This is a genomic window from Propionicimonas sp. T2.31MG-18, from assembly GCF_964266745.1.
Classification (GTDB): Bacteria; Actinomycetota; Actinomycetes; order Propionibacteriales; family Propionibacteriaceae; genus Propionicimonas.
Genome location: NZ_CAXWGX010000003.1, coordinates 45,964 through 60,291, shown reverse-complemented (window position 1 = coordinate 60,291; position 14,328 = coordinate 45,964). Strand labels below are relative to the sequence as shown.

16 protein-coding genes are annotated in these 14,328 nt (G+C 73.3%); 7 read left to right on the top strand and 9 right to left on the bottom strand.

All coding sequences use genetic code 11. From position 1 onward, the window contains the following. Positions 1-50: 50 nt before the first annotated feature. From ACFQQJ_RS03735 to ACFQQJ_RS03725, 3 genes are all read left to right on the top strand, one after another. Positions 51-1,556 (top strand): PTS mannitol transporter subunit IICB, encoded by a 1,506-nt coding sequence (locus ACFQQJ_RS03735; protein WP_377104247.1) that lies wholly within the window; start codon positions 51-53, stop codon positions 1,554-1,556. Positions 1,557-1,620: 64 nt separating this feature from the next. Continuing rightward, positions 1,621-2,064 carry a PTS sugar transporter subunit IIA gene (locus ACFQQJ_RS03730; protein ID WP_377104245.1) on the top strand — a complete coding sequence of 148 codons (444 nt, stop codon included), beginning with the start codon at positions 1,621-1,623 and terminating at the stop codon, positions 2,062-2,064. 135 nt (positions 2,065-2,199) lie between these two features. After that, the gene (locus ACFQQJ_RS03725) at positions 2,200-3,339 is read left to right on the top strand and encodes an isochorismatase family protein (protein WP_377104243.1); all 1,140 of its coding nucleotides are present in this window, start codon (positions 2,200-2,202) and stop codon (positions 3,337-3,339) included. Positions 3,340-3,363: 24 nt separating this feature from the next. On the opposite strand, the gene ACFQQJ_RS03720 is transcribed toward ACFQQJ_RS03725, so the two are convergent. Genes ACFQQJ_RS03720 through ACFQQJ_RS03710 form a run of 3 tightly spaced genes read right to left on the bottom strand, consistent with a single transcriptional unit; the run spans position 3,364 to position 6,198 of the window. Further along, on the bottom strand, positions 3,364-4,086 hold the full coding sequence (locus tag ACFQQJ_RS03720; RefSeq protein WP_377104241.1) for a maleylpyruvate isomerase family mycothiol-dependent enzyme: 723 nt from the start codon (positions 4,084-4,086) through the stop codon (positions 3,364-3,366). 41 nt (positions 4,087-4,127) lie between these two features. After that, a complete protein-coding gene (locus ACFQQJ_RS03715; RefSeq protein WP_377104239.1) occupies positions 4,128-5,450 on the bottom strand; it encodes a GH25 family lysozyme in 1,323 nt (440 codons plus the stop codon). A 58-nt stretch (positions 5,451-5,508) separates the two neighbouring features. Then, positions 5,509-6,198: an META domain-containing protein gene (locus ACFQQJ_RS03710; RefSeq protein WP_377104237.1), complete on the bottom strand. Its 690-nt coding sequence runs from the start codon at positions 6,196-6,198 to the stop codon at positions 5,509-5,511. 175 nt (positions 6,199-6,373) lie between these two features. Here ACFQQJ_RS03710 and ACFQQJ_RS03705 point away from each other — a divergent pair, with 175 nt between their 5' ends. Then, complete coding sequence (locus ACFQQJ_RS03705) at positions 6,374-6,772, top strand: VOC family protein (protein WP_377104235.1); 399 nt, start codon at positions 6,374-6,376, stop codon at positions 6,770-6,772. A gap of 28 nt (positions 6,773-6,800) precedes the next feature. Here ACFQQJ_RS03705 and ACFQQJ_RS03700 read toward each other — a convergent pair whose 3' ends face one another. The 3 genes from ACFQQJ_RS03700 to ACFQQJ_RS03690 all read right to left on the bottom strand — a co-directional run bounded on the left by ACFQQJ_RS03700 (position 6,801) and on the right by ACFQQJ_RS03690 (position 8,642). Beyond that, entirely contained in the window at positions 6,801-7,277 is a 477-nt protein-coding gene (locus ACFQQJ_RS03700) for a glutathione peroxidase (protein ID WP_377104233.1), read from the bottom strand. A gap of 85 nt (positions 7,278-7,362) precedes the next feature. Then, entirely contained in the window at positions 7,363-7,719 is a 357-nt protein-coding gene (locus ACFQQJ_RS03695) for a VOC family protein (RefSeq protein ID WP_377104232.1), read from the bottom strand. 92 nt (positions 7,720-7,811) lie between these two features. Next, positions 7,812-8,642: a hypothetical protein gene (locus ACFQQJ_RS03690; protein ID WP_377104230.1), complete on the bottom strand. Its 831-nt coding sequence runs from the start codon at positions 8,640-8,642 to the stop codon at positions 7,812-7,814. A gap of 124 nt (positions 8,643-8,766) precedes the next feature. Between ACFQQJ_RS03690 and ACFQQJ_RS03685 the strand changes: the two genes are divergently transcribed. Both ACFQQJ_RS03685 and ACFQQJ_RS03680 read left to right on the top strand, forming a co-directional pair. Then, the gene (locus tag ACFQQJ_RS03685) at positions 8,767-9,837 is read left to right on the top strand and encodes a glutamate--cysteine ligase (protein WP_377104228.1); all 1,071 of its coding nucleotides are present in this window, start codon (positions 8,767-8,769) and stop codon (positions 9,835-9,837) included. 7 nt (positions 9,838-9,844) lie between these two features. Continuing rightward, positions 9,845-10,255: a pilus assembly protein CpaE gene (locus ACFQQJ_RS03680; RefSeq protein WP_377104226.1), complete on the top strand. Its 411-nt coding sequence runs from the start codon at positions 9,845-9,847 to the stop codon at positions 10,253-10,255. Between the two features lie 16 nt (positions 10,256-10,271). Here ACFQQJ_RS03680 and ACFQQJ_RS03675 read toward each other — a convergent pair whose 3' ends face one another. After that, positions 10,272-10,712 (bottom strand): DUF2871 domain-containing protein, encoded by a 441-nt coding sequence (locus ACFQQJ_RS03675; protein ID WP_377104224.1) that lies wholly within the window; start codon positions 10,710-10,712, stop codon positions 10,272-10,274. An 86-nt stretch (positions 10,713-10,798) separates the two neighbouring features. On the opposite strand from ACFQQJ_RS03675, the gene ACFQQJ_RS03670 reads away from it, so the two are divergent. After that, complete coding sequence (locus tag ACFQQJ_RS03670; RefSeq protein WP_377104222.1) at positions 10,799-11,389, top strand: TetR/AcrR family transcriptional regulator; 591 nt, start codon at positions 10,799-10,801, stop codon at positions 11,387-11,389. A 175-nt stretch (positions 11,390-11,564) separates the two neighbouring features. Here ACFQQJ_RS03670 and malQ read toward each other — a convergent pair whose 3' ends face one another. Then, positions 11,565-13,730, bottom strand: coding sequence for a 4-alpha-glucanotransferase (malQ, locus tag ACFQQJ_RS03665; protein ID WP_377104220.1), 2,166 nt, complete (start codon positions 13,728-13,730; stop codon positions 11,565-11,567). A gap of 58 nt (positions 13,731-13,788) precedes the next feature. After that, the gene (locus ACFQQJ_RS03660) at positions 13,789-14,280 is read right to left on the bottom strand and encodes a MarR family winged helix-turn-helix transcriptional regulator (RefSeq protein WP_377104218.1); all 492 of its coding nucleotides are present in this window, start codon (positions 14,278-14,280) and stop codon (positions 13,789-13,791) included. Positions 14,281-14,328: the final 48 nt, after the last annotated feature.

Below are 14,328 nucleotides of genomic sequence, written 5' to 3'. Positions count from 1 at the left end.
GCCGCACCGATGCGGAACTCCCCGACCTGTTCCAACGAGAGGAATCGACCATGACCGCAATCAGCCCATCGACACCCGCGACGGGAGGGGCCCGCGTCGCCGTGCAGCGGTTCGGCACCTTCCTGTCGAACATGGTGATGCCCAACATCGGCGCGTTCATCGCGTGGGGCCTGATCACCGCGATCTTCATCAAGGTCGGCTGGATCAATGTGTTGTCGCCGCAGCCGGAGGACGGCTGGGTGGCGGCGCTGGGTGGCTGGGGTGCGTTCGACGGCAAGGGCATCGTCGGGCCGACGATCACCTACCTGCTGCCGATCCTGATCGGCTACACCGGCGGCAAGAACGTCTACGGCACCCGTGGTGGTGTGGTGGGTGCGATCGCGACGATGGGTGTGATCACCGGCACCAGCATCCCGATGTTCATGGGTGCGATGATCATGGGCCCGCTGGGCGGCTGGACGATGAAGAAGCTCGACGCCTTGTGGGAGCACAAGATCCGTCCCGGCTTCGAGATGCTGGTCAACAACTTCTCCGCCGGCATCTGGGCCGGCATCCTGGCGATCTTCGGCTTCTTCTTCATGAGCCCGATCGTCACCGCGATCTCCAACGCCGCCGGTGCCGCGGTGGGCTTCCTGGTGAACACCGGGCTGCTGCCGTTGACCTCGATCCTGATCGAGCCGGCCAAGGTGCTGTTCCTGAACAACGCGATCAACCACGGCATCCTGACCCCGTTGGGCACCCAGCAGGTGGCCGAGGTGGGCAAGTCGGTGCTGTTCCTGCTCGAGGCCAACCCCGGCCCCGGCCTGGGCCTGCTGCTGGCCTACATGTTCTTCGGCAAGGGCGCGGCCAAGGCCTCCGCCCCCGGCGCGGCGATCATCCACTTCTTCGGCGGCATCCACGAGATCTACTTCCCCTACGTGCTGATGAAGCCGATCCTGATCCTGGCCATGATCGCCGGCGGCATGACCGGGGTGTTCATCAACGTCCTGTTCGGCGTCGGCCTGCGCGCCCCCGCCGCCCCCGGCTCCGTCTTCGCCGTCTACATCCAGACCGCCACCGACAGCTACCTCGGCGTCACCCTCGCCATGCTCGGCTCCGCAGCCGTCAGCATGGTGGTCGCCTCCCTGCTGCTCGGCTTCGGCAAGAAGAAGGACGGCGAGGACGACGACCTGGCCGCGGCCACCGCAGAGATGGAGGCCCTCAAGGGCAAGAAGTCCTCGGTCTCCGGCTTCCTGACCGGCACCACCGCCCCGGCCGGCGCGATCAAGAACATCGTGTTCGCCTGCGACGCCGGCATGGGTTCCTCCGCGATGGGCGCCTCCGTCCTCCGCAACAAGATCAAGGCCGCCGGAATCGAGGGCGTCACCGTGGTCAACCAGGCGATCGCCAACCTCGACCCGAAGGCCGACCTGGTGATCACCCAGTCCCAGCTGACCGACCGGGCCAGGCACCAGGCGCCGGACGCGATCCACGTCTCGGTCGAGAACTTCATGAACTCGCCGAGGTACGACGAGGTCGTCGAGATGGTCTCCTCCCCGGCGGCGGAGAAGGCGTGATCCCCCGGCGGCAGGGCGGCGCCGCGCCCTGCCGCCACCCCCGGACAGGAAAGGCCTGACACTGATGGAGACCAACAACGTCCTCACGCCCGAGATGGTGCGGATCCACCCCGGATCGGCCACTCGCGAGGAGGCGATGCGGGAGGCCACCGACCTCCTCGTGGCCGCCGGCGCGGTGACCCCCGCCTACTACGACGCGATGCAGGACCGCGAGCGGACCGTGTCGACGTTCATGGGGAACGGGCTCGCCATCCCCCACGGCACCAACGACGCCAAGGACACGGTGCTCGGCTCCGCGCTGACGTTCGTCCGCTACGACGGGGGCGTCGACTGGAACGGACAGCCCGCGACCTTCGTCGTCGGCATCGCCGGGAAGGGGGGCGAGCACCTGGAGATCCTCTCCCAGATCGCCATCCTCTTCTCCGACGACGCCGAGGTGGAGAAGCTCAGGGCAGCAGCGACCCCCGAGCAACTGTTCTCCCTGATCGCCGCGGCCGGCGCAGCCTGACACCGGTCGCCTCACCCCCTTCCGGGGCAGCCGCCGCCCGGCCCTAAGATGGGCCAGGGCGGGCCGGCTGCCCCGGATCGCTTTCCCGGCCACGCCGCGCAGCCCGACCGACAACCCGTACAAGGCGGTACGACCATGAGCACGGCACTGATCGTCGTCGACGTCCAGAACGACTTCTGCGAAGGCGGCTCGCTGGCCGTCGCCGGTGGCGCCGCTGTCGCCGGACGGATCGCCGGGCTCCTCGCCGGCGACCACGGCTACGGTGTGGTCGTCGCCACCCGGGACCACCACATCGACCCGGGCACCCACTTCTCCGCCACCCCCGACTACGTCGACTCCTGGCCCGCCCACTGCGTCGCCGGCACCCCGGGCGCCGACCTCCACCCCGCCCTCGCCGGCACCCGGTTCGACGCGGTGTTCGACAAGGGCGAGTACGCGGCCGCCTACTCCGGGTTCGAGGGTGCCGCCGGCGGCGTCTCGCTCGCCGACTGGCTGGTCGACCGCAGGGTCACCGCCGTCGACGTCGTCGGCATCGCGACCGACCACTGCGTGCGGGCCACGGCCCTGGACGCCGTGCGGGACGGCTTCGCCACCCGCGTCCTGGTCGACCTCACCGCTGCCGTGAGCCCGGACCGCCTGCCCGCCGTGCTCGACGAGCTCCGCGGGGCCGGGGTCGTGGTGCGCCGCGGCGACGGCTCCGGCGCGCGCCGCGTGGCGTGGACGGAGGGCGCCTGGACGCACCCGCCGGTGGCCGTCGAGTCCGACGGTGACGCCCTTGCGGTGACCGCAGTGGAGGGCTCCGACGCCTGGCGGCACACGGCCTACGGCTTCGTGCACGACGACGAGCACGCCCTGCTCGCCCCGCTGGAGGTGGGCGAGGCGGTCGAGGTCGTGGTCGAGACGACCTTCACCGGGGAGTTCGACCAGGCCGGCGTCTTCGTCCGTGCCGACGACGAGACGTGGATGAAGGCCGGGCTCGAGTTCGCCGACGGCGCGCTCAACCTGGGTGCCGTGGTCACGCTCGGGCGCTCCGACTGGTCGGTGGCGCCCGTGGAGTGGAACGGGCGGCGCGTGACCGTGCGGGTCAGTCGCGGCGAGGACGCGCTGGTCGTGCGGGCCCGCGTGGACGACGAGCCGTTCCGGCTCGTGCGCGTCGCCCCCTTCCCTGCCGGCCCGGCGTCCGCGGGACCGTTCCTGTGCGCCCCGACCCGCGCGGGCTTCACCGCGCGCTTCCTCGACTGGCGCCTGACGGACGCGGACGCGTCCCTGCACTGACGCCCCGGCGGGACCCGCGCGCGGCTACGGCGTCAGCCCCGCCGACAGGACGGCGTCCAGCGCTGCGCGGTCGCCGTCGACGGTGAGGGCGGGGTCTGCCGATCCCGTCCGCCCCCACGCCAGCAGGGCCAGGCTCTGCGCCGGCCCGTGGACGGCCACCGTCCCGACACCGTCCGGCGCGCCGGAGAGCTCGTGCGCCACGCCGTCCTCGGTGGCGGTGAGGACCACCCGCACCGGCGGCGGCCCGATCCGCCCCAGCCGCACCTGGCGCGGGTGCATGACCGTGACCACCTCGTCGAGGCAGTCCAGCCAGGCCGCCGGCCCGGGGTCGAAGCCCAGGCCGCACGCCGTGCGCAGGTCCCAGGCGTGCACCAGGGTCTCGAGGGCCTGGCGCCGGTGCCAGAAGCGGACCGTCCCGGCCTGCTCCGCCCGGGGGACGCCGTCGTCGAGGAGGGTCCAGGCCCGGGCGTCCGGGTCGAGGCCGGCCAGCGTCCCGCGCAGTTCGGCCGCGCACTCGTCGTAGAGCTCCGCCAGGTCGAACGGACCCCGCCCGAGCGGCACCTCACGGGTGCGCCGGGCCTGCGCCGCTGCCCAGTGGTGCACGCGGGCGAGGTGGACCACGAGGTCATGCACGCACCAGCGCCCGCACCAGGGAACCGGCGTGGCCGGGTCCGCCAGCGGGATGGTCGAGGCGAAGACGTCCTGGAACGCGCGCAGGGCGGCGAGGTGGTCGATGGGCGCCGGCATGGCCCGATCCTAGGACGCGCCGCCCCCCGTGCCCGGGGTGGTCAGGACGCCCGCGGGGTCCAGGCGTCCGCCGTGGCGATGTCGGCGTCCAGGCCGCCGGGCAGGCCGTCCCCGGCGATCCGGGCATTGCTGGTGTACTGCCAGATCGACCAGCCGTCGTACCCCTCCCACGGGCCGACCTTCGGCAGGGACGGCGGGATGCGCCCGTTGTTCGTGCCCCACGAGGCGACCCACAGGCGCGCGATCCCGGCGACGGGCGTCCAGACGAAGCTGCCCGTGTCGGGGTCGACCTTCATGGTGGCGTTCGCGCTCATGTAGACGTAGAGGTTGGCGTGGTAACCGTCCTTGGTCAGCAGGGACTTCACCGTGGTCAGGAACTCGGCGGCCTCCGCCGGTCTCCACGCGCGGAGCTTCACGGTGTAGGTCTTGCCCTTGGACGTCTTGGTCCAGGCGTGGCCCTTCTCCACGTCGAGCACCAGCGGGTCGGTCCTGGACGTCGTGTAGTGGCCGTCACGCTTCAGCCAGGTGACGAACTGCCGTGCGGAGGCGGCCGGGGTGTAGCCGCCGGCGAACAGGTCGGCCTTCGTCGTGTCGATCGCGTCGATCCAGCCGTTGAACCAGTAGTGGCCCAGCGAGAGCTTCCCGGCCGACAGCTTGTCCGCGAGCACGGCGTACGCGCAGTCCTGCGTCACCGGCTTGGCCCCGGTCTTCCTCGTCTTGTTGGTGCACGCGTCGGTGTAGGTCTGCCGGATCGGACGGGCGCCGCTGCCGTTGCGCAGCAGGGCGAAGCCGTCAGTTCCCGCCCAGGCTGCGATCGCGGAGGTCTTCACGCGCCCGGCCGGCGTGTACTGGTAGGCCGACATGTCGACGCCCTGCCGCAGGCCGGTGAGCCCGAAGGCGGTCTCCGCGTCCCTGGCCGGGGTCTTCGTGGGCAGGAGGACGGTGAGCGTGGCCGGGGCGGACGTCGCAGAGCCGAGGCTGCCGCGGACCACCACCCGGAACTGGGTCCCGCTCTTCCAGGTGGCCGCCTTCGCCACGTAGGTGGACTTCGTCGCCTTGGCGATCGCCTTCCAGGTTCCGGAGGAGCCCGCTCGCTGCTGCCAGGCGTAGGACAGCTTGCTGCCCTGCGCCACGACAGCGAAGGTGGCCGACGTCCGGGTGCCGTAGCGGCCGATCGCGGCGTCCGCCGGACCGGTGAGGATGGCCGTCGTCACCGGCGCAGCGGGAGTGACCGCCTGGGGCGCGCGGGTGCCGGCCGGCTCGCTGGCGGCACCGGAAGGGGCGACGAGCGCGCACGCGGCCACCGTGAGGGCGGCCACGCCGACGGCGACGGCCAGGGACAGGCGCTTCGTTGCTGCGGTCACGGCACGGCTTTCGTCCGGGGAAGGCGGGCGCTGCCATGGTAACCGGTGGTCCCCGGCGTCAGCGGGAGGGCCGCCCGGAGGCGTCGCCCGTCCCCTCCTTGGCACTCACCGGCTCATCCGGGTCCGTGCCGCTCGGCGTGACCGGCGTGGGCTCCTCGCCCTCGGCCGCGGCGAACCGGGCCAGCAGCAGACCGTCGGCGGTACGGAGCTCGAGCAGGCCGTCGTGGATGTCGAACCGGCGGGTGTCGTCGAGGGCGGTGGTGAAGGCCCGTTGCTGGTCGACGTCACAGCCGATCTCCGTCATCGCGCCGATCGTGAGGGCGAGCCGGTCGCCGTCCGCCACCCACGTGCCGCGCAGGCCGTTGCACGGGTCGCCGCCGGAGAAGCTGCCGTCCTCGGCGAAGGCCAGGTGGGGCACCGCGTCGGGTGCCGGCCTCGCCGGGACGCCGCGCAGCCACAGCGCGTTCCAGCGCGGTCCGGCGAGATCGGCGGCGGTGGCAGCCGCCAGGACGGTGGTCGGCGCCCCTGCGGGTCGTGCCGGCTCGGACGGGACGCTCCCGCCGCGCCCGGCGAGCGCCCACGCCCCCAGGCCACCGGCGAGCAGCAGCGCGGCCGCGGCGGCGAGCCAGCGGTACGCGCCCCGTCGCTGCCGGGGGGCCGGAGCGATCGGTGTCCCCGACGGCGCGGGCAACGTCATCGTGTCGACGTGGCGCCACGCGTCCCGGAGGCCCTGCTCAGCGTCGTCCATCGTTGCCCTCCTCCTCACCGCCCGACCGCCGGAACCGGACCGGGGCTGACCCGTGCCGGACGGCGGTGCGCCCGCGTGGATCGCCGTCGCACACCCTCAAGACGTCCGGTGGGGGCGGTTTCGTTGCAGCCCGGCGGGGATTGCCGGGGGAACCCCGGCCGCCTAGCATCGCCGGATGGTCGCTCCCACCCCGTACGTGCACTTCCCGGGCACCGCCCGCGACGCCCTCGGCTTCTACGCCGGAGTCTTCGGCGGCGAGGTCGAGCTCAACACCTTCGCCGAGTTCGGCCGCACGGACGGCCCCGCGGACGCGGTCGCGCACGGCGGGCTGACAGGGGGGCCGGTCACCCTGTTCTGCGCGGACGCCGCGGGCGAGGAGCGCCCGCTGCGGTGCGAGGGCCTCATGCTGTCGCTGCTGGGCACGACCGAGCCGGCCACGCTCCGGGCCTGGTTCGCCGGCCTCGCGCGCGGCGGCCGGGTGGTGGACGACCTCCAGGAACGGCCGTGGGGAGCGTGGGACGGCCAGGTCGTCGACCGCTACGGGCTGCACTGGCTGATCGGCTTCGAGCCCTGAGCGGACCCGCGACCCCGGCCGGCGGACGCTACAGCAGCGCGCGGATGTCGGCCGCGATGTCCTCGGGGATCACCGTGGGGGCGTAGCGCCGGACGACCCTGCCCTCGCGGTCGACCAGGAACTTGGTGAAGTTCCAGGTGATCAGGTCGCCGAGCAGGCCGCCCTTCTCGGAGCGCAGCCAGGTGAACAGCGGGTGGGCCGCCGGGCCGTTCACGTCCACCTTCGAGAACATCGGGAAGCTGACGCCGTAGTTCAGCTGGCAGAACTCCGCGGTCTGCGCGTCGTCGTCGAACTCCTGGTTCGCGAACTGGTCGCACGGGAACCCGAGCACCACGAGGCCGCGGTCCCGGTACTCGTCGTAGAGGCGCTCCAGCCCGGTGAACTGCGGTGTCAGCCCGCACTTCGACGCGGTGTTCACGACCAGAACCACCTTGCCGAGGTATTCGGCCAGGCGCTGGTCCTGGCCGGTGATGGTGCGGGCTTCGAAGTCCTGCAGGGTGGTCACGGAACCTCCGTTTGCGTGCGAGTGGGTGCTCGCCCCACCCAACCCGGCCCGGCCACCCGGTATTCCCGGCGCGGGGGGCGCGGGCTCAGCCCACGCAGAGGCAGAAGGGGTGCCCCGCCGGGTCGAGGAAGACCCGGAACGTCTCGCCCGGCTGGTGCCCGGCGAGCGTCGCCCCGAGCGCGAGCACCGCCTGCTCCCCCTCGTCGAGGTCGTCGACCATGATGTCGAGGTGGGACTGCTGGGGCTGCTCCTGGCCGGGCCACTGCGGGGCCCGGTACTCCTCGACCTGCTGGAAGCAGATCACCTGCCCGTAGTCCGCCCTCACCTCCGCCCAACCGGGCTCCGCCTGGACCGGCCAGTCCAGGACCGCCCCGTAGAACCCCGCCAGCCGTTCGGGGTCGGGACAGTCGATCACCACACTGGGATAGCGTCCGATAGCCATGCCCAAGAGCGTAGGCGCGCCCCCTGACATGACCCCGGGCGCGGCACCGCAGCCTGCACCGTCGTGCCGGCGCCCGTGGGTCCGCGACCAGGTCAGGACGGCAACGCGCGACGCGCCCGGTCGAGCCGCGCGGTCGCGGCCCGCTCCTGCGCGGCGGCGTCCGCAAGGCCGTCCTCGGCCGCGGCGAGTTCACGCCGCGCCGCGGTGAGCGCGGCTTCCAGCCCCTCGATCCTCGCCCGCGACTCGCCCACCGTGGATTCGGCCGCCGCGCGCCGGGCGGTGGCCGCCCCGCTCGCCGCGGACGCGTCCGCCCACTCCTGCTCCGCCGCCTCCCTGCGGACCCGCTCGGCCTCCTCGCGGGCGCGCCGGGCCGCGGCCAGGTCGACCGGCGCGTCACCGGACCCGCCCGGCGGCTCGGGAGGCGCGGCAGCGGGCGGGACGTCACCGAACCCGCCGTAGGAGTAGGGCCGGTCCACGCGTCCCTGCTCGACCAGCGCCGCGACCGTAGGGTCGGCCAACGCCGCGGCAAGGGTGGTGCGCACCTCGTCCAGGGCCGCAGGCGTGGCCACCGTCCCCTGCCCGGCCATCAGCGCGGTCAGGTCGCGGACCACCTCCGCGACCAGGGGACCCCGACGGCGCGCCAGGTCGCGGAGGGCGGGGACGTCGCCGTCGGCCTGCGCACGGCGCAGCAGCCCGCCGAGCTCGAGCACGGCACCCAGGGACGGCAGGTCCGCCCGGGCGCCGGTGTTGAGGTACCACGCGCCCACCGTGGGTCGCCGCAGCGCCTTGATCCGCGCCGCCGCGGCCCGGTCTCCCCGGGTGCGTGCCTGCGCGGCGAGCGCGTCGCGGCGGGCGACGAACTCCGCCGGCGGTCCGGCGTACAGCTCCTCGGCCGCCTCGTCCGGCCCGGTCGCCTCGCTCACCCGCCCATCATGCCCTCCCCCGCCCACGGTGCGCGGCGGCCGGAGCCGGGGTTATGTTCGAGTCGGCACGTCCGCGGGGTAACAGCGGAGTGCCGCGGGGCGGTCCCAGGCGGAGGGAGACGCGATGCGCACCGTGGGTGTCGAGGAGGAGTTCCTGCTGGTCGACCTGGCCGGTGTGCCGGTCGGGGTGGCGACGGCCGCGGCGGAGGCGGCTCCGGTGGAGCTGGAGCTGATGCAGCAGATGCTGGAGACCGGCACCCAGCCGTGCCTCGCCGCCGGCGACCTGGCCGGGCAGCTCGCCCACCGCCGCCGGTCGGCAGCGCTGGCCGCCACCGAGGTCGGAGCCCGGCTGGTGGCCGTCGGCACGTCCCCGCTGCCCGGTGCGCCGACGATCACCCCGAACCCCCGCTACGAGCGGATGACCGAGGCCTTCGGCCTGACCGCGCGCGAGCAGCTGACCTGCGGGTGCCATGTGCACGTCGGGGTGTCCGACGACGACGAGGGCGTGGCCGTCATCGACCGGCTCGGCCCGTGGCTGCCGTGCCTGCTCGCGCTCAGCGCGAACTCCCCCTTCTGGCAGGGCATCGACACCGGCTACGCCAGCTACCGCTCACAGGTGTGGCGCCGGTGGCCCACCGCCGGACCGGCCGGCCCGTTCGGCTCGGCGCGGGCCTACGCCGATACCGTGGACGGCCTGCTGGCAACCGGGGCAGCCCTCGACCCCGCCATGGTCTACTTCGACGCGCGCCTGTCGCGCAATTACCCCACCGTGGAGGTGCGGATCGCCGACGTCTGCCTGCGGCAGGCCGACGCGCTGCTGCTGGCCGTCCTCGTCCGTGCCCTCGTCGAGACGGCGGCGAGGGACGCCCTCGCGGGAACCGCCGCGCCCGGCACCCGGCTCGAACTGCTGCGCGCGGCGTCGTGGCGGGCCGGCCGCCACGGGCTCGGCGACACCCTCGTGTCACCGGCCACCGGACGGACCGCCGCGGCAGCGGCGGTGGTGGAGGCCCTGCTCGTCCACGTGCGCCCCGTGCTCGCCGAGCAGGGTGAGTGGGACCTCGTCCGCGAACTGTGGTCGGAGCTGCGACTGCGCGGGACAGGCTCGGACGAACAGCGGCGTAGGGCGCCCGCCGGACTGGCCGAGGTGGTCTCGCAGGCGGCGGAGGCCACCCTGGTTGGGAGCGGGCGCGGATAATGCGAACGTGATCTCGATCTCGCTCGCCCAGAGCCTCGACCGCGCCGGGCTGCGGTGGCGTCCGCGCGCCGGCGACCGGTTCACCCTGCGCACCGCAGAGGTGCGCGGGGAGGTCTTCACGGTCGCCGACATGGTCGTGGAGGCCCGGGAGTACCCCACCGGGACGCTGCTCGCCTTCAACGGCACCACCGAGTGGGCGCTGGATTCCGTCCAGCTCGACCAGGCGCTGTGGCTACCGCGGGAGGACCAGCTGAGGGAGCTGCTCGGGGCGGCGTTCCTCAGCCTGGCCCGCGCGGTCACAGGGGAGTACCAGGTGCTCGCGCAGATCCCGGGCGGGCCCGAGCGGCTCTTCGTCGCCGGCGATGCCTCCGACGCCTACGCCGCCGCGGTGCTCGCGCTGGTGCGCGCCGCGTTGTAGCGCCGGCGGCCTCTGCTCAGGCGGTGGTCTCCGCCGCCTCGACCACGCTGTGGCGGCGGACCGCCGAACCGAGGGCGAGGAAGAGGAGCACGAAGCCGGCGGTCACCAGCATGTGCCCGAGGCCCGCGACGCCGGCGATGGCGGCCGACGAGGGCTGGCCGAGCACCGTGAGGATGCCGTGCCAGGTCATCATCGCCGCGGTGAGCGCCACGCCGGCGTTGTACGTCCAGAAGAACCAGGTGAAGCGACGGTCGGCCGACAGCCCCATCGTCTTCTCCAGGGCCAGCACGATGAGCATCACCAGCGTGCCCAGCGCGAGCAGGTGGGTGTGCACGAAGCCGAGCTGGGTCGCGGTGCCCTCCGGGAAGCCGTTGAGCTTGGTGAACTCCCGGTAGAACAGCCCGGACGCGAGTCCGGCGGCGAGGTAGGTGGCGGCGGCGATGAACAGCTTGCGCATGGAGGTCCTTCTGGTCGACGTGGGCCGGGAACACCGCCATGTTACCGACACTGTGTCGAAAACCAAGGAGGGGTCATACTTGCCGGGTGCCACGGATCTCGGCCGCGACCGTCGCGGAGCACCGCGCGACCCAGCGCCGCGCCCTGCTGCGCGCGGCGGCCGGGCTGGTCGAGTCCGGCGGCGTGGCCGCGGTCACGCCGACCGCCGTCGCCGAGCGCGCCGGCATGGCGCGCACCAGCGTGTACGACTACTTCAACACGCGCGAGGACCTGCTCGTGGCCGTCGCCCTCGATGCCTTCGAAGGGTGGAGCCGTGACCTTGCGGCGTCCCTCGACGGCGTGCCTGCCGGGCTGCCCCGGCTTCGGCGCTACATCGAGGCGACGATGGAGATGGCCGCGGACGGGCGGCACGGGCTGGCCACCACCCTGCGGTTCGCCGACCTCGGCGCTCACCGCGCGGAGGAGGTCGCCGCGCTCCACGACGCCCTCCAGGAGCCGCTGGCGGCCATCCTCGCCGACGCAGGGGTGGACGACCCGGCCGGGGTCACCCCCTACGTCCAGGCCCTGATCAGCACGGCCATGGCCCGGGTGTCCCGGGGCGAGGATGCCCGACGGGCGGCACACCGCGTCCACGACCTCCTGGTCAACGGGCTGCCCCTCCCGTCCACCGGCGCCTGAGCTCCCCACCGCGGGTTTCGGCTCGCTGGACGTGACCTGCCCGGTGGGCCTGCCTCTCGGTGCGGGTTTCGGCGCGTCCAGAGGCCCGAATTGGGGGCCGGAGCGCTCCGAAACCCGCGGTGACAGCGCGGACGGCCCGACGGGGACCCGGGTGCGGCCGGAAACCCGCGGCGGGCTACACCACCAGTTCGGTCTCCGAGCGCGGGAGGAGGATCGGGCCGCTGAAGTCGTTCATGATGCCGGCGAGCCGGAAGGCGCGCTCGTCGGTGTACAGCTGCTCGAGGCTCATCGGCCGGCCGTCCGGGCCGGACAGGGGGATCCGCCAGTTCGGGTACTCGGTACTCGTGCCGGGCTGGTTCTGCGTCCGGCGATCGCCCACCGCGTCGGTGAGGGACGCGCAGAGCACCCGCGACGGCGTGGCGACGAGGTAGCGGTGCAGCGCCTGGACGATGTCCTCCGTCGTGGCCGGGTCCGCGGTGAGGAAGCCGCGCTCGCGCAGGGTCCGGATGTAGGTCGCACGGTCGTGCTCCGCCGCCGCCAGCTCGGTCTCCAGCGACTCGGTGAGCAGCCCCAGCTCGTGCTGGAGACGGATGTGGTCCCCGGCCAGGTAGCCCGCCGTGGGCGGCAGGTCGTGGGTGGTCACGGACGCCAGGCAGTACTCGCGCCACTCCTCGGGCGCCAGCGGACGACCGCCCTCGTCACGCTCGAACCACGCGATCGACGTGCCGAGGATGCCGCGATCACGCAGGTACGTGCGCACCCACGGCTCGACCACGCCGAGGTCCTCACCCACCACCAGCGCGCCGGCCCGGTGGGCCTCCAGCGCGAGGATGCCGACCATCGCCTCGTGGTTGTACCGGACGTAGGCACCCTGGCCCGGGCCGAGGCCCTTGGGGATCCACCACAGCCGGAACATCCCCATGATGTGGTCGACCCGGATGCCCCCGGAGTGCCGGAGGATGCCGGCCACCATGTTGCGGAACGGCGCGTAGGACAGGTCGTCGAGACGGTCCGGACGCCACGGCGCCTGCCCCCAGTCCTGGCCCGCCTGGTTGAACGGGTCCGGCGGAGCCCCCACGCCGATGCCGTCGGCGAACAGGTTGCCGAAGGTCCAGGCCTCCGCGCTCCACGGGCTCACGCCCACCGCGAGGTCGTTCATGATCCCGATGCGCATGCCGGCGTCCGTCGCCGCCGACTGCGCCGCGCGCAGCTGGTTGTCCGCGACCCACTGGAGCCAGGCGTAGAAGATGATCTGGTCGACGTGCTGCTGGGCGAACAGCGCCACCGTCGGGGAGGACGGACGCCGCAGTTCTGCCGGCCACTCGCGCCAGTCCCCACCGAAGCGGGTGACCAGCGCCGACCACGTGGCGAACTGGGTGAGGCTGCGTCCCTCGCGACGCCAGAAGTCGTTGAACGCCATCCGGCGGACGGGACGCAGGCCGTGCTCGTAGATGACCCGCAGGGCCTCGATCTTCGCCTCCCACACCTCGTTGCGACAGATCAGGCTCTCGCCCGCCAGGTCCTTCCTCAGCCGGCTCTTCAGGTGCGCGATCCGGGCCCGCGACTTCTCGTCCAGCTCGGCGAACTCCGGGATCAGCTCCGGACGGATGTAGAGCGGGTTCACGTAGCGCCGAGAGGTCGGCAGGTACGGCGACGCCTCGAGCGGCGGCTCCGGCTGGGCGGCGTGCAGCGGGTTCACCAGCACGAAGCCGGCGAACTGCTGGGTGGCCGACCAGGTCGCCAGGTCGGCGAGGTCCGCGAGGTCGCCGACTCCCCAGGAGTCGGCCGAGGTGACGCTGTACAGCTGCGCGGCGTAGCCCCACGCCCGCTTCTCCCCCATCGACGGGGGGAAGCCGAGGAACGCGGGGCTGACCACGAGCGTCGATTCCGACTGCCCCGCCTCCGTGGTGGCCTGGAGCCGGTGGTAGCCCAGGGGGAGGTCCGCGGGCAGTTCGAAGGACGCCTGCCCGGTGAGCACGCCGTCGATCCAGCGTGGCGGCTCGTCGTCGCGCACCTGCGGCACGTCGCGGAAGCCGCCCTCCTCCAGGCGCACCGCGACCCGCACCCAGTTGCCCTCGGGCAGGTGCACCTGCACGGTGCGCGGCGTGCCCTGCTCCATCACCACGCAGGGCGGCAGCAGGCGGGTCCACGGGCGCTGGCGCAGGGCCTCCAGCGAGGTCCTGGCGTGCTCGGGGTCGGACGCGTCCACGTCCATGGCGGCGAGGATGGCGATCACCGTCTCGTCCGTCACCTCGGTGTGACGGCCCTTCCAGTCCCAGAACTCGGTGGCGATCCCGAAAGCGGCCGCGAGTTCGGCCAGGAACGGATTGGAGAGAGCCATGTCGTGCGGCACGCCTTCGTGGGAGCGGACGGGTCGGTTAACGATACTGCCCCGCCGCTCAGCTCCCCTCGAACGGCGCGAGCAGCCGCCGCAGCAGTCCGGCGAGGGCGTCGCGCTCGGCCGGTTCGACGACCGCCAGCACCCTGCGCTCGAAGGCCAGCAGGTCGGCCAGCGCGCCCTCGACGCGCTCGCGTCCCTCATCGGTGAGCCGCACCAGCACGCCCCGCCGGTCGTCGGCGTTGGGCTGGCGCACCACCAGCCCGCGGGCCTCGAGCCGGTTCACCCGGTTGGTCATCGTGCCGGACGTCGACAAGGTGGCCCGGATCAGCTCGCCCGGCGACAGCTCGTAGGGACGCCCCTGGCGCCGCAGCGCGGCCAGCACGTCGAACTCCCACCCCTCGAGCCCGTGGGCGCCGAACGCCTCGCTGCGCGCGCGGTCGAGGTGCTTGGCGAGGCGGCTCAGCCGCGACAGGCTGCCCAGCGGCGTGACGTCCACGCCGGGCAGCTCCCGCGCCCACGCGGCGAGGATCAGGTCGACCTCGTCAGCCACCGCACCCCCTCGGGTATCTCGACATCGAGACTTTATCGCCTGTGGGCG